The 16836-nt window shown below is 73.2% G+C and carries 15 protein-coding genes; 2 read left to right on the top strand and 13 right to left on the bottom strand.

Annotated features, from left to right (window positions below):
- Nucleotides 1-48: 48 nt before the first annotated feature.
- From smc to ACWDXC_RS05975, 4 genes are all read right to left on the bottom strand, one after another.
- Entirely contained in the window at nt 49-3732 is a 3684-nt protein-coding gene (gene smc, locus ACWDXC_RS05990; protein WP_449978523.1) for a chromosome segregation protein SMC, read from the bottom strand.
- A 174-nt stretch (nt 3733-3906) separates the two neighbouring features.
- Nucleotides 3907-4101, bottom strand: coding sequence for a hypothetical protein (locus tag ACWDXC_RS05985; RefSeq protein WP_049556952.1), 195 nt, complete (start codon nt 4099-4101; stop codon nt 3907-3909).
- A gap of 190 nt (nt 4102-4291) precedes the next feature.
- On the bottom strand, nt 4292-4567 hold the full coding sequence (locus ACWDXC_RS05980) for an acylphosphatase (protein WP_219507004.1): 276 nt from the start codon (nt 4565-4567) through the stop codon (nt 4292-4294).
- 18 nt (nt 4568-4585) lie between these two features.
- Complete coding sequence (locus tag ACWDXC_RS05975) at nt 4586-5482, bottom strand: LysR family transcriptional regulator (protein ID WP_449978519.1); 897 nt, start codon at nt 5480-5482, stop codon at nt 4586-4588.
- Nucleotides 5483-5571: 89 nt separating this feature from the next.
- Here ACWDXC_RS05975 and ACWDXC_RS05970 point away from each other — a divergent pair, with 89 nt between their 5' ends.
- Nucleotides 5572-6750, top strand: coding sequence for an MFS transporter (locus ACWDXC_RS05970; protein ID WP_364176122.1), 1179 nt, complete (start codon nt 5572-5574; stop codon nt 6748-6750).
- Here the strand turns inward: ACWDXC_RS05970 and ACWDXC_RS05965 are convergent.
- The 9 genes from ACWDXC_RS05965 to ACWDXC_RS05925 form a co-directional block, all read right to left on the bottom strand.
- Nucleotides 6703-8223, bottom strand: a complete 1521-nt coding sequence (locus ACWDXC_RS05965; protein ID WP_449978515.1) for an N-acyl-D-amino-acid deacylase family protein — start codon at nt 8221-8223, stop codon at nt 6703-6705. The two genes, ACWDXC_RS05970 and ACWDXC_RS05965, sit on opposite strands and share 48 nt — an antisense overlap.
- Nucleotides 8224-8329: 106 nt before the next feature.
- Complete coding sequence (mutM, locus tag ACWDXC_RS05960) at nt 8330-9175, bottom strand: bifunctional DNA-formamidopyrimidine glycosylase/DNA-(apurinic or apyrimidinic site) lyase (RefSeq protein ID WP_449978512.1); 846 nt, start codon at nt 9173-9175, stop codon at nt 8330-8332.
- 1 nt (nt 9176) lies between these two features.
- Nucleotides 9177-9890 carry a ribonuclease III gene (rnc, locus tag ACWDXC_RS05955; RefSeq protein WP_364176469.1) on the bottom strand — a complete coding sequence of 238 codons (714 nt, stop codon included), beginning with the start codon at nt 9888-9890 and terminating at the stop codon, nt 9177-9179.
- 221 nt (nt 9891-10111) lie between these two features.
- Nucleotides 10112-10291: a 50S ribosomal protein L32 gene (gene rpmF / locus ACWDXC_RS05950; RefSeq protein ID WP_033409409.1), complete on the bottom strand. Its 180-nt coding sequence runs from the start codon at nt 10289-10291 to the stop codon at nt 10112-10114.
- Between the two features lies 1 nt (nt 10292).
- Nucleotides 10293-10844, bottom strand: a complete 552-nt coding sequence (locus ACWDXC_RS05945) for a YceD family protein (RefSeq protein WP_219507014.1) — start codon at nt 10842-10844, stop codon at nt 10293-10295.
- Nucleotides 10845-10912: 68 nt separating this feature from the next.
- On the bottom strand, nt 10913-11389 hold the full coding sequence (gene coaD / locus ACWDXC_RS05940; protein WP_219507015.1) for a pantetheine-phosphate adenylyltransferase: 477 nt from the start codon (nt 11387-11389) through the stop codon (nt 10913-10915).
- 14 nt (nt 11390-11403) lie between these two features.
- Nucleotides 11404-11982, bottom strand: coding sequence for a 16S rRNA (guanine(966)-N(2))-methyltransferase RsmD (rsmD, locus tag ACWDXC_RS05935; protein ID WP_219507016.1), 579 nt, complete (start codon nt 11980-11982; stop codon nt 11404-11406).
- A gap of 674 nt (nt 11983-12656) precedes the next feature.
- Nucleotides 12657-14861, bottom strand: coding sequence for an ATP-dependent DNA helicase RecG (gene recG, locus ACWDXC_RS05930; protein WP_449978508.1), 2205 nt, complete (start codon nt 14859-14861; stop codon nt 12657-12659).
- 34 nt (nt 14862-14895) lie between these two features.
- Nucleotides 14896-16440, bottom strand: a complete 1545-nt coding sequence (locus ACWDXC_RS05925) for a DAK2 domain-containing protein (protein WP_449978505.1) — start codon at nt 16438-16440, stop codon at nt 14896-14898.
- Between the two features lie 201 nt (nt 16441-16641).
- Here ACWDXC_RS05925 and rpmB point away from each other — a divergent pair, with 201 nt between their 5' ends.
- Complete coding sequence (gene rpmB / locus ACWDXC_RS05920; RefSeq protein WP_183656410.1) at nt 16642-16827, top strand: 50S ribosomal protein L28; 186 nt, start codon at nt 16642-16644, stop codon at nt 16825-16827.
- Nucleotides 16828-16836: the final 9 nt, after the last annotated feature.

The following is a 16836-nucleotide window of genomic DNA, read 5'->3' as shown; positions in this document are numbered from 1 at the left end:
GTCAGTTTTCCAGATCGTCCGGCATGCTCATGCCCAAGGCCACGCCAATCACGCCGTTTCGCGCTCGCGAAGCCGCTGGCTGACGACCTGGGTGACGCCGTCGCCGCGCATCGACACGCCGTAGAGGGCGTCGGCGATCTCCATCGTGCGCTTGTTGTGCGTGATGACGATCAGCTGCGAGCTCTGCCGCAGCTCCTCGAACAGCGTCAGCAGCCGCTGGGTGTTGGTGTCGTCGAGCGCGGCCTCGACCTCGTCCATGACGTAGAACGGCGACGGCCTGGCCTTGAAGATGGAGATCAGGAACGCGACCGCCGTCAGCGACCGCTCGCCGCCCGACAGCAGCGACAGCCGCTTGACCTTCTTGCCCGGCGGCCGCGCCTCCACCTCGATGCCGGTGGTCAGCATGTCGTCGGGGTCGGTCAGCACGAGCCGCCCGTCACCGCCCGGGAACACCCGGCCGAAGATCTGCTCGAACTCGCGCGCCACGTCCTCGTACGCCGACGAGAACATCAGCTGCACCCGGTCGTCGACCTCCTTGACCACGGTCAGCAGGTCGCGCCGGGTCTTCTTCAGGTCCTCCAGCTGCGAGGTCAGGAACGCGTGGCGCTCCTCCAGCGCCGCGAACTCCTCCAGGGCCAGCGGGTTGACCTTGCCGAGCTGGTTCATCTGGCGCTCGGCGGCGCGGGCCCGCTTCTCCTGCTCCTCACGCACGTACGGGACGGGCGGGTCGCCCGGCACTGGGGCGTCGGGGCCGTACTCGGCGAGCAGCGTGTCGGCCTCGACGCCGAACTCGTCCATGGCCCGCTGCTCCAGCTGCTCCAGCCGGAGGCGCTGCTCGGTGCGGGCCACCTCGCTGCCGTGGACCCGGTTGACCAGCTTGTCGAGCTCCTGGCTGAGCTCGCGCACGTGCAGGCGTACCTGCTTGAGCTCGGCGTCGACGGCGACGCGGGCGAGGTCGGCCTCGTCGCGCTCGCGGGCGGCGAGCTGGATGGAGGCCGCGAGGCTCGTCAGGACGCGCTTGGCGCCCTCGGCGACCGCCTGGGCCAGGACGGCCTGCTCACGGCGGCGGGCGCGCTGTGCGGCGGCCTGGGCGCGTTCCTGGCGCTCGCGGGCGGCGGCGCGGATGAGGCCGTCGGCGCGGCCCTCGACGCCCTTGACCCGCTCCTCGGCGGTGCGGACCTGGAGGCGGGTCTCGACCTCGCGCTGCCGGGCGCTCTCGCAATCGGCGGCGAGCTCGTCGCGGGCCTCGGTGGTGGGCTCGGTCTCCAGCTCCTGGGAGTATTCGGCCTCGGCCAGCCGGATCTCCAGCTCGGCCAGCTCCTCCAGGCCGTCGGCGCGGGCCTCGCGGGCGGCGGCGACGCTCTGGCCGAGCCGTTCGGCCTCGGCGCGGGCGGCCTCGGCCGCGGCCTCCAGCTGGGCCAGCCGCTTGGCGGCGGCGGCGTCGCGCTGGTCGGCCTCCCGCTGGCGGGCCCTGACCTGGTCGAGCGTGCCCTGCGCGGAGCTGACCCCGGCCTGGGCGGCGCTGACCGCGCTCTGGGCCTCGGCGACGTGCGCCTGGGCGGCCTCGAACGCGGCCTGGGCGGCCTGCTCGGCGGCGGCCGCCTCGGTCAGCGCGGCGGCGGTCTCCTCGGCCCGGGTCCTGGCGTCGGCCAGGTCGGCGACGGCGTCGTCGAGCGCGGCGCGGACCTGGAGCACGGACGTGCCGCCCTCGGAGCCGCCGCCGGCGACGTGCGCGCCGACGAGGTCGCCCCCGACGGTGACGGCGCGCAGGGCGGGGTCGGCCTCGACCACCCGCCGCGCGGTCTCCAGGTCGTCGACCACGACGACCCCGCCCAGCACGTGATCGAGGGACGCGCGCAGCCGGTCGGGCACGCTGACCAGCTCGGCCGCCCACCGCCCGCCGCCGGGCGCGCCGCCCGGCGAGCCGGGCCCGGCGCCGTCGCGGGAGCCGGCGACCAGGAGGGTCGCCTGGCCCGCCTCCTTGACGCGCAGCAGCTCCAGCGCCTCGACGGCAGTGCCGAGCGACGTGACGGCGATGGCCTCGGCGACCGGCCCGAGCACGGCGGCGACGGCCACCTCGGCCCCGGGCGTCACCTGGAGTGACGCCGCGAGCGGCCCGAGCACGCCGGCCAGGTCGGCCTCCAGCAGGGCCGCGCCGCCGTCGCCCTTGGCCAGGCCCAGCTCCAGGGCGTCGCACCGGGCCTGGAGCGCGGCGACGGCCCGCTGCGCGTCCTGGTCGGCGGCGCGGGCGGTGCCGACGCCCGACTTCGCGGCCTGGAGGGCGGCGCGGGGCGCGTCGAGCGCGGCCTTGGCCTCCTCGACGGCGGCGCGGGCCGCGTCGGCGGCCAGCTTGGCCTCCTCGACCAGCGCCTGCGCGGTGGCGAGCTCCTCGGCCAGCGCCGGGTCGGGGGCGGGCTCGTCGAGCCGCTGCGCCTCCAGGTCCTCGCGGGCGCGCCGCTCGCGCTCGGCCGCGTCGGCGACCGCCCGCTCCAGCCGGCCGATCTCCTCCTCGGCCGCCCGTGACCTGCTCCGTACGGAGTCGACCTCGCCGCGGAGCTTGGCCAGCCCCTCGCGGCGGTCGGCGGCGGCCCTGGCGGCCATCGCCAGCCGGCGCTCCTCGGCGGCCAGCTCGGCCTCGGCGGCGGTGCGGCGTTCGACGGCGTCGTCGAGCAGCTCGCGGGCCTGCTCCAGCTCGGCCTGGAGGATCAGCTCCTGCTCGCGCGCCTCGGCGGCCTCGCGCTCCAGCTCTTCGGGCTCGCGGCCGCGGCGTTCGATGGAGGCGGCGTCGACGGCGTGGCGGTGGCGTTCGGCGGCGAGCTGGGCCAGGCCGGTGATGCGCTCGCGCAGCGACGACAGCCGGAAGTAGGTCTCCTGGGCGGCGCTCAGCCGGGGCTGCGCCTCGGCCTCGGCGGCCTCCAGCAGGGCCTCGCGCTGCTGACCCTCGGCCAGCCCGGCCTCGACCTGGGCCCGCCTGGCGAGGATCGCGGCCTCGTCGGCGGCCTCGCGCTCCAGCGTGGCGCGCAGGATGCCGACGTCGTCGGCCAGCAGCCGCAGCCGGGCGTCACGCAGGTCGGCCTGGATGACGGCGGCCTTGCGGGCGATCTCCGCCTGGCGGCCGAGCGGCTTGAGCTGGCGGCGCAGCTCGGTGGCGAGGTCCTGGACGCGCGTCAGGTTGGCCTGCATCGCGTCGAGCTTGCGCAGCGCCTTCTCCTTGCGCTTGCGGTGCTTGAGGACGCCCGCGGCCTCCTCGATGAAGGCGCGGCGGTCCTCGGGACCGGCGTGGAGGACGGCGTCGAGCTGGCCCTGGCCGACGATGACGTGCATCTCCCTGCCGATGCCGGAGTCGGACAGCAGCTCCTGGATGTCGAGCAGGCGGCAGGTGTCACCGTTGATCGCGTACTCGCTCTGGCCGGACCGGAACATCAGCCGGCTGATCGTGACCTCGGTGTAGTCGATCGGCAGGGCGCCGTCGGTGTTGTCGATGGTCAGCGTCACCTCGGCGCGGCCGAGGGGCGGCCGGGAGGAGGTGCCGGCGAAGATGACGTCCTCCATCTTGCCGCCGCGCAGCGACTTGGCGCTGTGCTCGCCCATGACCCAGGCCAGGGCGTCGACGACGTTGGACTTGCCGGAGCCGTTGGGGCCGACGACGCAGGTGATGCCGGGCTCGAAGCGGAGGGCGGTGGCCGAGGCGAAGGACTTGAATCCGCGCAGCGTGAGGGTCTTCAGGTACAAAGCGCGGACCCCCTACTCCTGGACGGAACTCCGGGAAAGCCTACTGGCCCCGGCTGCCCGTCGCTGGCGGGCGCAGTCAGGAGGTGAGGAGGGTCTAACGCAAAACAACGGTCCCGCGAAAAATAACAAGGGACGCCTCGGTGAGACGTCCCTGATCTTGCGCTCCGATCACTCTCAGGTGAGTGCCGGCTCGCGCTCCTGCATGCGGCTGATTGCCTCATCGCGGGTTTGCGCCGCAAGAGCGTCATTCTGGGCCTGGAGTCGGATGAGTTCTGCCTCCAGGTCACGGATCCGCTGCTGCAATCGCCGCATCTCCGAGACCATTCGAGGGTCAGGACCGCCGACGTGGCCGAGTAGAGCCTTCGCCATGGTAAAGGGTCCTCCACGCTGAGTGACCAGACTGGTTCGCGCACTTCTATTCCGCGGGAGGGGTGCGCGTGGTACCTAACAAGAGTCGCACCGGCCGTGTGGGCGGTCAAGTCGAACGCACCGCTCTGCCCTACCGACAGGCACTCCCGACATATAACTATACCCTATTTGAGCCGTTTAACGAAACGGGTCACCGCTCCACAAATCCGCCCAAGCTACCTCGGGGTTCGCTCCAGCGTTCCACTACTCCATCCACCCTGCCCGGCGTGTCGCAACCTCTGAGCAGGTCGAGGAGCTTGACGCACGACTCGCGCGGCCCCTCGGCGACGACCTCGACCCGGCCGTCGTCGGTGTTCCTGGCCCAGCCGGTCAGGCCCAGCTCCAGCGCCCTGGCCCTGGTCCACCAGCGGAACCCCACCCCTTGCACCCTGCCCCGCACCCAGGCGGTCATACGCGCGTCGTCCATGATTCCTCCCTGCTGACGTCAGGCTGCCACGAGCCTCAGCGCGTGACCGGCCGCCGCCCGCGCGAACGCCCTGATCGCCGCGGTCTCCGCCGCTTTGACCCAGGCCAGGCCGAGCACTGACGGCGGCAGCCCGGTGACCGGCACGAAGCTCACGTCGGGCCGCCTGTGGTGGGCCGCCGTCGGGGTGCAGAACAGCATGCCGCCCCGGCCGAGCGCCACCTGGGTCAGGCCCTCCTGGCTGGTGGCCACCGTACCTGCCTGGGGAATCGGCTGTCCGGAAGGGGTCACGCTGGGTGCCGCCCGCTCGCGCCATCCGCGCGGCGCGGGCCCGTCCAGCCCGATCAGCGGCACGCCGGCCAGCTCCTCCGCGCCGATGCTGACCCGCCCGGCCAGCGGATGGCCGGCGGGCAGCCCGAGGTGGTAGGGGACGCGGTTCAGGGCCTCGCCGGTCGCCAGGTCGGGCTCGTCCACCGGCAGCAGCGTGAACGCGACGTCGACCTGCCCGGCCCGCAGCCTGCCGAACGGGTCGGACAGCGGGATCTCCACCAGCTCGACCGACGAGCCGGGATGCCCGCTCTCGAACGCCAGCACGCTGCCCGTGACCACGTCCGTCGGCGTGGCCAGGAACCCCACCCTGAGCACGCCCGTGACCTCCCGCGCCGCGGCCTTGGCCCGGCTCACGGCGCTCGCCAGCCCGGCGTAGGCGGGCCTCAGGTCGGCCAGGAACCGCTCGCCGAGCGGCGTGAGCCGCACCCTCCTGCTGGTGCGCTCGAAGAGCCTGCCGCCGATCCTGGTCTCCAGGGCGCGCATGAGCTGGCTCACCCGCCCCGGCGACAGGTAGAGGCGCTCGGCCGTGCGCGCGAAGTGCAGCTCCTCGCTCAGCACGACGAAGCACTCCAGCTCCCTGAACTCCATCCCCGCCTCCAGCATCGCTTAGCCTGCCTAAACCAAGGCTTCGCCGTTCGTCATTGTTCCCCACGCGTGCCGCCGCGAGGCTGAGCGGCATGACGACGACTGACGCACCCGCCGCCGCTCCGGCGCGCTGGCTCGCCGTGACCTCGGTCGCGGCGGGCACCTTCACCCTCGTGACCAGCGAGATGCTGCCCGTCGGCCTGCTGACCGAGATCGCCGCGTCGCTCGGCGTGTCGGACGGCACGGCCGGGCTGATGATGACGGCCCCCGGGCTGGTGGCCGCCGCCTCGGCGCCCGTGCTGGCGTTCACCACCCGGCGGCTGGACCGGCGGATCATGCTGCTGGCGTTGATGGCGTTGCTGGCGGCGGGCAACCTGATGGGCGCGCTCGCGCCGAACTACCCGGTGATGCTGGCGGCCCGGGTGCTGACCGGGGTGAGCATCGGCGGGTTCTGGGCCATCGCGGCCGGGCTGGGCCCGCGCCTGGTGCCGGAACGGGCGGTCGGCCGGGCCACCTCCGTCATCCTGTCCGGCGTGGCGGTGGCCTCGGTGCTGGGGGTGCCCGCGGCGACGTTCGTGTCGTCGTTCGCGGGATGGCGCACGGCGTTCGCCGCCATGGGCGCCGGCGCGCTCGTCCTGCTCGCGCTGCTGGCCGCCACGCTGCCGCCGCTGCCGGGGACCGACAGCCGCAGCGCGCTGTCCGGCGCGTTCTCGGGTCCGCTCAGGCTCGTCCTCGTGCTGACCGTCCTGATCGTGGCCGGCCACTTCGCCGCCTACACCTACGTGCGGCCGTTCATGGAGCAGGTCACGCACGCCGGCCCGGTGCTGGTCGGCGTCGCGCTCCTGCTGTACGGCGCGGCGGGCGTGGCGGGCAACTTCGCCGCCGGCGCGCGGGCCGCCAGGAACCCGGCGGCGGTCCTGATCACGCTGGTCGCGCTCATGGTCGCGGGCATGGCGGCGCTGCCGCTGATCGGCCTGCCGCTGGCCGTGCTCGTCGTCTGGGGTCTCGGCTACGGCGGCGTGGGCGTCACCCTGCAGCTGTGGATCATGCGGGCCGGCGGCGGCGAGCTGGGCACGGCGCTGTTCGTCGGCGCGTTCAACGTCTCCATCGCGCTCGGCGCGCTCGCCGGCGGCCGGGTGGCCGACGGCGTCTCGGTGACCGCCGTGATGTGGCTGGGCGCGGCGCTGACCGCGCTGGCGGCCGTCCTCATCGCCGTACGGGGCTCACGGGCGCAGCAGCCGGCCGTGACGCCCGCCGGTGAACACGCCTGACTCGACCGCCACCCGGCCCTCCAGCAGGACGTGCACGATGCCCGTCGGCCGGGCGGCCGGCTCGGCGTACGTCCCGGCGTGGCCCACGCTCTCCGGGTCGAACACGCACACGTCCGCGTACGCCCCCGGCACCAGGCAGCCCCGCCCGCGCAGCCCGAACTGGGCGGCGTTGGCCGAGGTCATCTTGCGCACCGCCTCCGCCCAGCCGACCACCCCGCGCTCGCGCACGTACACCCCGAGGAACCGGGGGAAGCACCCCCACGTGCGGGGATGCTCCAGCCCGGCCGGGGCGCCGTTGTCGGAGCCGATGCCGATCAGCGGGTCGGCCATGATCTCGGTCACGTCGGCCTCGGCCATCATCTCGACGACCATCTCGGCGGCCGGATCGGCCGACACCAGATCGCACAGCGTCTCCCAGGCGTCGCCGGAGGCGGCCACGTCCGCGAGCGTGCGGCCGGCGTACCCCGGCTCGGCGTGCGAGGTGATCAGCACGCCCTCGGGGACGGCGTCGCGCCAGAGCCCGGAGCCCGAGCCGCCCGCCTCGGCGCGGGCCCGCAGCCGGGCCCGCTCGCCGGGCGAGGCGAGCGTGTCGCGCACGCCGCCGCCGGCCAGCGCGGCCGGCGGCAGCAGCGCCGCCAGGACGGTGGAACCCGCCGTGTAGGGGTACTGGTCGCCGCGCACGTCCACGCCCGCCAGGCGGGCCTCGCGCAGCTTGCCGAGCAGCATCCCCGCCCCGCCGTGGTTGGCGCGGCCGGCGACCTTGCAGTGGGACACCTGAAGGCGCACCCGCGCCCGCCGGGCGATCTCGACGGCCTCGTCCAGCGCCTGCCCCAGCGCCGACCCCTCGTCGCGCAGATGAGTCGTGTACGGGACGCCGTAGCGGTGCGCGACCCTGGCCAGGGCCACCAGCTCGTCGGTGTCGCCGTAGCTGCCCGGCGGGTAGATGAGGCCGCTCGACAGCCCGCACGCGCCCGCCTCGAACGCCTCGGCGGCCAGCTCGCACATCCGCTCCAGGTCGCCGGGCCGCAGCTCCGGCTCGAACCCGGCCACCGCGCCGCGCAGCGTCGAGTGTCCGACCAGCGTGGCCACGTGGTTGGTCGGCCCGGCGTCCGCCACGGCCGCCAGGTAGCCGGCGAACGTCCAGTCGGGCACCCCGTCCCCGGTCAGCTCCTCCAGCCGGGAGGCGTCCGGGGCGTAGGAGAAGCCGCAGTTGCCGTTGATCTCCGTCGTCACGCCCTGGAGCAGCTTGAACGGCTGCGCCCGCGGCATGAGCGGCACCAGGTCGGAGTGCGCGTGCGGATCGACGAACCCGGGCGCGACCGCGAGCCCCGTCACGTCCAGCACCCGGCGGGCGGCGCCCAGGTCACGGCCGACGGCCACCACCCTGCCGCCCTCGACGGCGACGTCCGCGGTCACGGCCGCGGAGCCCAGCCCGTCGTACACCGAACCACCGCGCAACAGCAGATCCACCATGAGACCCACCCAACACCGTCAGGGCCGCCTCGCGCTTGGTGTCAGCGGCCCAACACCGGGCCCGAGGTTGGTCCGCTGCGACGATGATCGGGGCCACGCTCTCGGATCAGCGCGGCCGCCGCTGGCACCTCGGGCAGGAGTAGGACGACCGGTTCATGAACGGCTCACGCCTGATCGGGGCGCCGCAGCGCGAGCAGGGCTGGTCCTGCCTGCCGTACACCTCCAGTGAGCGGTCGAAGTAGCCGCTCTCGCCGTTGACGTTCACGTACAGGCTGTCGAAGGACGTGCCGCCCTGCTGGAGCGCGGCGCCCATCACCTCGCGCACCGCGGCCACCAGCTCGGCGACCTTGGGCCGGGTGAGCGTCTGCGCGGGCCGCGCCCAGTGCAGCCGGGCCAGCCACAGCGCCTCGTCGGCGTAGATGTTGCCGACGCCGCTGATCAGCGACTGGTCGAGCAGCGCCCGCTTGATCTCCGTCTTCTTCGCGCGCAACGCCGCCGTGAAGGCGGCCTCGTCGAACGACTCCTCGAACGGGTCGGGCGCGATGTGCGCGATCGGCTCGGGCACCCCGCCCACCAGCGTGGTGAGCATCACGTGCCCGAACGTCCGCTGGTCGACGAAGCGCAGGTCGGAGCCGCCGTCGGCGAACCTGAGCCGCACCCGCAGATGCTTCTCCGGCGGCGCGTCCGGATCGACCACCAGCAACTGGCCGCTCATGCCCAGATGCGCCAGCAGCGCCTCCTCAGGCCCCGACAGCGGCAGCCACAGGTATTTGCCGCGCCGCTCGGCCGACTTGACCAGCCGCCCGCGCAGCCGCGCCGCGAACTCGTCGGCGCCCGGCAGATGACGCCGGATCGCTCGCGGGTGCAGCACCTCGGCGGAGGCGATCTCACGGCCGGTCACCCACTCCGCCAGACCGCGGCGGACGACCTCGACCTCGGGAAGCTCGGGCAACCTAGCCCGCCGGCTGGCTCTCGCGCTGCTCGCGGCGGGCCCGGATCCGGGTCCACGCCGCCTCGGCCGCCTGCTGCTCGGCCTCCTTCTTGCTGCGCCCGCTGCCCTCGCCGTAGGGCTCGCCGCCCACCCGCACCACGGCGGTGAACGACTTGGCGTGGTCGGGGCCGCTCTCCTCGACGTGGTATTCGGGCACGCCCAGCGCCTCGGAGGCGGTCAGCTCCTGCAGCGAGGTCTTCCAGTCGAGCCCGGCGCCCAGCGACGCCGAACGCACGATCAGCGGGTCGAACAGCACGTGCACGACCCGGAACGCCTCGTCCAGCCCCTTGTCGACGTAGACGGCGCCGATCAGCGCCTCCAGCGTGTCGGCCAGGATCGAGGACTTGTCACGGCCCCCGGTGCCCTCCTCGCCCCGGCCCAGCCGCAGGAACCGGCCCAGGCCCAGGCCACGCGCCACGTCGGCGAGCGCGCGCATGTTGACCACCGCCGCCCGCAGCTTGGCCAGCTGGCCCTCGGGCAGATCGGGGTGATTGCGGTAGAGCGTGTCGGTGACCACCAGGCCCAGCACCGAGTCGCCGAGGAACTCCAGGCGCTCGTTGGTGGGCAGGCCGCCGTTCTCGTACGCGTAGGAGCGGTGCGTCAGCGCCCGCTCCAGGATGTCGGAGTCCAGGCCGACCGCCAGGACCCGCTCCAGCTCTTCTCTGGCGACCTCCACGGCCACCGGCTTAGGACCTGCGCCCACGTGCTTTCCTCCTCGGAACATCTTCACCAGGCACGACGGCTGCGGAAGATGCCCGAAAACGTGGTGGGCGTCGGGGGGAACAGGCCCCGGCGTCCACCACGACCGCGGGCGAAACCGTAACCGCACGCATCTGAGACGGTAACGCCGACCGGGGCACAATGGCACCCGGTCGGCATCACGTCAACTCAGCGAGATCAGGCAGACGGCTCGATGACCTGACGGCGGTTGTAGGTGCCGCAGGTGGGGCACGCGATGTGCGGCTGCTTCGGCGAACGGCACTGCGGGCAGCTCACCAGGGCGACAGCAGTCGTCTTCCACTGGGAGCGACGGGCGCGGGTGTTGCTCCGCGACATCTTTCGCTTCGGGACGGCCACGTCACTTCTCCTGATCGTTATCGTTCTCGGTAACCAGACCTTGCAACGACGCCCAGCGGGCGTCGATCTTCTCGTGCCGGTGATCGTCGCCGGCCTCGGCCAGCTTGATCCCGCACTCCGTGCAGAGCCCCGGGCAGTCCTCGCGGCAGACGGGGCTCAACGGCAGTGCGAGCACCACCGCGTCACGGAACGTCGGCTCGAGGTCGAGCAGCTCTCCGTCGAGCAGCGAGTCGTCCTCCGAGGCGTCCTCGTCGGAGTAGAAGAACAGCTCCTGCAGGTCGACCTCGATCTCCGAGGTCAACGGGTCAAGGCACCGCGCGCACTCCCCGGCGAGCGGGGCCTGCGCCGTGCCCGAGACGAGCACGCCTTCCATCACTGCTTCGAGCCGGAGGTCCAGCTCGACTTCGGCGTCCTTGGGAACGCCGATCATGTCGACGCCGAGATCCGCCGGAGCCGGAAGGGTCAGGGTGATCTCTCGCATCGTGCCCGGCCGCTTTCCCAGGTCGTGAGTGGAGATCACCCAAGGGGAGCGGGGGTTGAGGTGCTGAGTCATCCTGCTCTCGCTAGGCATGGCGATAACGCCGTCGTACAAGGCCGAAATGAAAGGATACCAGGTCGCCGTCAGCCTCTGAGCCGCTCGACGAGCAGCTTGTGCACCAGGTCCGGCACCAGGCCGGACACGTCTCCGCCATAACGGGCGATCTCCTTCACCCGGCTCGACGACAGGAACGAGTATTCGGGGTTCGTCGGCATGAACAGCGTCTCCACGCCCGACAGCCGGTAGTTGAGCTGGGCCATCTGCAACTCGTAGTCGAAGTCGCTGACCACCCGGATGCCCTTGACGATCGCCGGGATGTCGTTCTGCTTGCAGAAGTCGACGAGCAGACCGTGGAACTTCCTGACCTTGACGTTCGCGTATTCCTTGGTGACGGTCTGCAGGATGTCGATCCGCTCGTCGACCGTGAACAGGCTGCTCTTCTCGACATTGATCAGTACGGCCACCGTCACCTCGTCGTACAGCCGGGCGGCCCGGCCGATGATGTCGAGATGACCGTTGGTGATGGGGTCGAACGACCCCGGGCAGACAACGCGGCGCAACACGCCTCCCAGGTCTACGGGTGGTCTACGGTTTCCCCGGCGGCGCGACCGTACCAAACGGACGCTTCACCATATCGACGGACCCTCTCCTCAACGTACCCGTCAGGCCACATCAGGGCCTTCCCCCTGCTTTCCCTCTCGAAAGCCACCAAAGCCCCCGGGACCAGCCACCCGTTGTCCCGCAGCGCCACCAGCACCCGCCCCACCTCGTCATCCGACACCGCGTACGGCGGATCCGCGAACACGATGTCGAACGGCTCCTCCCCCGCCCTGGCCAGCACCCGCTCCACCCGATCGGCCACCACCCGCGCCCCGGCCAGACCCAGCGACGCCACGTTCGACCTGATGACCCGCACCGCCTTCGGGTCCGACTCCACCAGCACCGCCTCGGCCGCCCCCCGCGACAGCGCCTCCAGCCCCACCGCCCCCGACCCGGCGTACAGATCCATCACCCGCGCCCCGTCGAGCCCGTACAGCGAGTCGAGCGTCAAGAAGACGCCTTCCCTGGCCCTGTCGCTGGTCGGCCTCGTCCCGCGCCCCGGCGGCGTCTCCAACCGGCGCCCACCCGCGCTCCCCGCGATGATCCGAGTCATGCGCCCCATTGTTCCGCATGTCCGCCCAGGTCAAGAGTGGACAAGTGTCTGCCTCGACTGCGCAAGGGTGATTCACATCGGGGGGCCCAGTGAGCAAGATGAGTCCTGCGGCCTTCGAGGTGACCCACATGAAGGCCGACCGGCGTGATCGTGAGCCCTTCCGCACGCCGGTTCCCTCGGCACCTGACCCGAGGGTGGGCCCAGCCGGGGACGGCATTCGGGGGGAGGCCGTCCCCGCGGCTGGGCCCTGGGCACCCCCTCCCCACACACCTGACGGCGCCGTCCGCCGGTGCCTCACCCTTGGCCTTCCGCGCCGTACGCGCCCCTCAGCCCGTGGCCCCATCGCGCTGGCTCCAGCCGCCCCGCCTCCCCGACCCTTCCGCGCCGTACGCCTTGCGCCGACCTCCGCCGTACGCCCCTCTCGCCGCACCGGCGCCGGGGGGGTGGCCTCCCGCAGGAAGCCGCCCTCCCCTCCCAATGCGCACGCCCCCGCCCGACAGGCCCCAGCCCCGTCCGCTCCGTACGCCTGCGCCGACCTCCGCCGTACGCCCCCTCGCCGCACCGGCGCCCGGGGGGTGACCACCGCAGGGAGCCGTCCCCCCTCCCCTCCCAACGCGCACGCCCCTCCCGGCAGGCCCCAGCCCCCGCCCGCGCCGTACGCCCCCTCGGCGGGGTTAGGTCTTTTCCAGGTATTCGGCGCGTTCGTCGGCCAGGAGGCGGTCGATCTCGGCGCGGAGGCCGGGGTGGGTGGTGAGGGCGGGGTCGGCGGCGAGGAGGGCGGCGGCCTCGTCGCGGGCGGTGGCGATGACGTCCTCGTCGCGCAGCAGCTGCAGCATCTTGAGCGACGACCGTTTGCCCGACTGGGCGGCGCCGAGGACGTCGCCCTCGCGGCGCTGTTCCAGGTCGACGCGCGAGAGCTCGAACCCGTCGAGGGTCGCGGCGACGGCGTCGAGGCGGGCGCGGGCGGGGGTGTTCTCCGGGAAGTCGGACACCAGCAGGCACAGCCCGGGCAGCCCGCCCCGCCCGACGCGCCCGCGGAGCTGGTGGAGCTGGGAGACGCCGAACCGGTCGGCGTCCATGATGATCATCACGGACGAGTTGGGCACGTCGACGCCGACCTCGATCACCGTGGTCGCCACCAGGATGTCGATCTCGCCCCGGCTGAACGACCGCATGATGGCGTCCTTCTCCTCGGGCGGCAGCTTGCCGTGGAGGACGGCCACGCGCAGGTCGTGGAAGGGCCCTTCGGACAGCATCTCGGCCACCTCCAGGACGGCCAGCGGCGGCCGGCGCTCCTCGTCGGCGGAGGCGGAGCCGGAGTTGGAGTCGGAGGCGGTGGGGGCCAGGTCGCCCTCGTCGCCCTCCAGGTCGCCGATGCGGGGGCAGACGATGTACGCCTGCCGGCCGAGGGCGACCTCTTCGCGGACCCGGGCCCAGGTGCGTTCGAGGTAGTGGGGCTTCTCGGCGGCGGGGACGACGTGGGTGGTGATGGGCGCCCGCCCGGAGGGGAGCTGGGAGAGCGTGGAGACTTCCAGGTCGCCGAAGACGGTCATGGCGACCGTGCGCGGGATGGGGGTGGCGGTCATGACGAGGACGTGGGGCCGGGCGTCGCCGGCCTTCTCGCGGAGCGCGTCGCGCTGCTCGACGCCGAAGCGGTGCTGCTCGTCGACGACCACGAGGCCGAGGTCGGCGAACTGGACGTGCTCCTGGAGCAGGGCGTGGGTGCCGACGACGATCCCGGCGGTGCCGGAGGCGGCGTCGAGCAGGGCCGCGCGCCGGGCGGCGGCTCCCATCGAGCCGGTGAGCAGGGTGACGGCGGTGCCGCCGAACATGCCGCCCTGCGCCAGGTCGCCCAGCATGCCGCTGATGGAGCGGTGGTGCTGCTGGGCGAGCACCTCGGTCGGGGCGAGCAGCACGGCCTGGCCGCCCGCGTCGACGACCTGGAGCATGGCGCGCAGCGCGACGACGGTCTTGCCGGCGCCGACCTCGCCCTGGAGCAGCCGGTGCATGGGGTGCTCCAGCGCCAGGTCGGCGGCGATCTCCTCGCCGACGGCCGCCTGCCCCTCGGTGAGCGAGAACGGCAGCCGCGCGTCGAAGTCGGCCAGCAGGCCGCCGTCGCGGCGCGGGCGCGGCTTGGCCGGCCACGCGGTGGCCGCCTGCCTGCGCTGCAGCAGCACGGCCTGGAGCAGGAACGCCTCGTCGAACTTCAGCCGCTTGCGGGCCCGCTGCACGTCACCGAAGTCCTTCGGCCGGTGGATCGCCGTCAGCGCGTCGTCGAGGCCCGGCAGCGCGTGGCGGGCGCGCAGGTCGGCGGGCAGCGGGTCGTCGAGCGGGCCGAGCGTGTCGAGCATCATGCCGATGGCCCGCCGGATCGCCCACGGGGTGAGGTCCTTGCCCGCCGGGTAGATGGGCACCGGCGCCGCCGCGAAGTCCTCGGCGCTCGCCTCGCCCTCCTCGAACAGCTCGAACTCGGGGTGGGCGAGCTGCCAGCGCGGTTTGCCCCGCGCCCCGAACAGCCCCACCTTGCCGGCGAACATGCCGCGCCTGCCCGGTTTGAGCCGCGACTCGGCCACGTGGGAGCCCTTGCCGAAGAACGACAGGTAGATCTTGCTGCCGCTGCCGTCGACGACCTCGACCTCCAGCCAGGTGCCGCCGCGGTTGCGCATCGGCTTGCGCATCAGCCGGGTGACCTCGCCCACCACGGTCACGTGCTCGTCGACCTCCAGGGCGTCGAGCGAGGTCAGCTCGCCGCGCTCGGCATAGCGCCGGGGGTAGTGGCGCAGCAGGTCGCCGACCGTCTCCAGGCCGAGCACGGTGTGCAGCAGCTTGGCGGTCTTCGGGTCGAGCGCCTTCGTCAGAGGCTCGTCGAAACGGCTCACGCCACCTAGTTCTACCGCTTGCGGCCGACAGGAATCACTCGACGCCGATGAGCAGCGGGTAGCCGTCCTGCTCCCCCTGGTAGACGACGAGGTCGACGTCGGGCCGTACGCGCGAGAGATGCCCGGCCACGTGGTCGGCGAGCAGGGCCGGGGCGCGGGCGCCCGTGACGAGGGTTACCAGCTCGCCGCCGCCTGCCACCATCCGGTCCACGACGAGCGTGGCGACGCCGTCGAGCGTGTCGCCGATCACGGCCACGTCGCCGTCGATCAGCCCGAGCACGTCGCCGGGGCGGCACAGGCCGGCGCTGGTGACGGCCTCCTGGTCGGCCAGCGCGAGGTGGCCGTGGCGGGTGTGGCCGGCGGCGTCGGTCATGGCGACCACGTCGTCGTCGAAGCGCCGCAGCGGGTCGTGCACGGCGAGCGCGGCCAGGCCCTGCACGGTCGCCCTGGTCGGCAGCACGCTCACCGCGACGCCGTCCTCGCGGGCGATCTCGGCGGCGGCGGAGGCGACGGCTCCGGCAGCCTCGTCGTTCGGGAGCACGACGACCTCGTCCCCGGCCTGCCGGATGGCGGCGAGCATGGCGGGCAGGGCCGGCCTGCCGCCGGGCTCGCGCCGGACGACGACCGCGCCGCACTCCTCGAACAGCGCCGCGATCCCGTCGCCCGCGGCGACGGCCACCACGCCCCGGCCGGGTCCGGCCCGGTGGGTGCGCTCGGCCAGGTAGGTGATCCTGATGCGGTGGGGGCGGCCGGCCCGCAGCCCGGCCTCGACCGCCGGGCCCGCCTCGCCGACGTGCACGTGGACGTTCCACAGCCCCTCGCCGCCGACCACGACGAGCGACTCGCCCATGGCGTCGAGCTCCGTACGCAGCCGGGCGACGGCCTCGTCGTCGGCGTCGAGCAGGTACATGACCTCGTAGCCCGCGCCCACCTCGGTCATCGGCGACACCCGGGCGGTCGGTCCGGGCACCTCGTAGCGCTCCCGGTGGACGCCGGTGATCACCGCGGCGAGCGTCTCCAGCACGATCGCCAGCCCGGCGCCGCCCGCGTCGACGACGCCGCTGCGGGCCAGCACGTCGAGCTGGTCGGGGGTACGGCGCAGCGCCGCGCGGGCGGCCTCGGCGGCGCGGCGCGCGACCTCGCCGGGCCCGCTCCGCAGGTCCTGTACGGCCTGCGCGGCGGCGGCCAGCACGCTCAGCACCGTGCCGTCGACGGGCCTGGCGACGCTCTGCCTGGCGAGCGCGGCGGCCCTGGCCAGCCCGGCACGCAGGTCGGAGCCGTCCTTCAGCACCTCGGCCAGCCCGCGCAGCGCCTGGCTGACGATGACCCCGGAATTGCCGCGCGCCCCGACCAGCGCCCCGTAGGAGAGCGTCTGCCACACGACCTCGGCGCCCACGTCGTCGGGCAGCGACTCGACCGCCTCGGCCGCCGACAGCATCGTCAGGTGCAGGTTCGTGCCGGTGTCGCCGTCGGCCACCGGGAACACGTTGAGCGCGTCGAGCTCGCCCCTGGCCCTGCCGAGCGCGTCCGCGGCCAGCCGGGCCCAGCGTCGCACCGCGGGCGGGTCGAGATCCTCCATGTGCGCGCTCCGGCCTCCCCGCGTGCGCTACCGTTAATCGAGGAGAATATCGCCGTGTCCGGCGTCGTCCAGTGGTGATCGAGTTCGCCGTGGTGGTGCGGATCGGATATTCTCGTCTGGCTGGCCGGTTGTCCCGGCATGCCCTCCGCCCGACGAACATCAGCGGACCGGGCTACATCGACTGTTTTAAGGAGCGATACCGTGGCTTCCGTCTGCGATGTCTGCCGCAAGGGGCCGACCTTCGGCAACAACGTGTCCCACTCTCACCGCCGCACCCGCCGTCGTTGGAACCCCAACATCCAGACGGTTCGCGCGGTCGTCGGCGGCACGCCGAAGAAGATGAACGTGTGCACCTCGTGCATCAAGGCGGGCAAGGTCACCCGCTAACCCACGCTC

The organism is Nonomuraea sp. NPDC003214, from assembly GCF_053590035.1.
The sequence above is the reverse complement of the archived record's forward strand: the minus strand, read 5'-3'. Positions and strand labels throughout refer to the sequence as shown.

Excerpts from the sequence above, each read along its gene's own strand:
- ACWDXC_RS05985 (WP_049556952.1), bottom strand. The coding sequence starts at position 4,101 with ATGGCGAAGGCTCTACTCGGCCACGTCGGCGGTCCTGACCCTCGAATG.
- ACWDXC_RS05980 (WP_219507004.1), bottom strand. The coding sequence starts at position 4,567 with ATGGACGACGCGCGTATGACCGCCTGGGTGCGGGGCAGGGTGCAAGGG.
- ACWDXC_RS05975 (WP_449978519.1), bottom strand. The coding sequence starts at position 5,482 with ATGGAGTTCAGGGAGCTGGAGTGCTTCGTCGTGCTGAGCGAGGAGCTG.
- ACWDXC_RS05970 (WP_364176122.1), top strand. The coding sequence starts at position 5,572 with ATGACGACGACTGACGCACCCGCCGCCGCTCCGGCGCGCTGGCTCGCC.
- ACWDXC_RS05965 (WP_449978515.1), bottom strand. The coding sequence starts at position 8,223 with ATGGTGGATCTGCTGTTGCGCGGTGGTTCGGTGTACGACGGGCTGGGC.
- ACWDXC_RS05945 (WP_219507014.1), bottom strand. The coding sequence starts at position 10,844 with ATGACTCAGCACCTCAACCCCCGCTCCCCTTGGGTGATCTCCACTCAC.
- rsmD (WP_219507016.1), bottom strand. The coding sequence starts at position 11,982 with ATGACTCGGATCATCGCGGGGAGCGCGGGTGGGCGCCGGTTGGAGACG.
- ACWDXC_RS05925 (WP_449978505.1), bottom strand. The coding sequence starts at position 16,440 with ATGGAGGATCTCGACCCGCCCGCGGTGCGACGCTGGGCCCGGCTGGCC.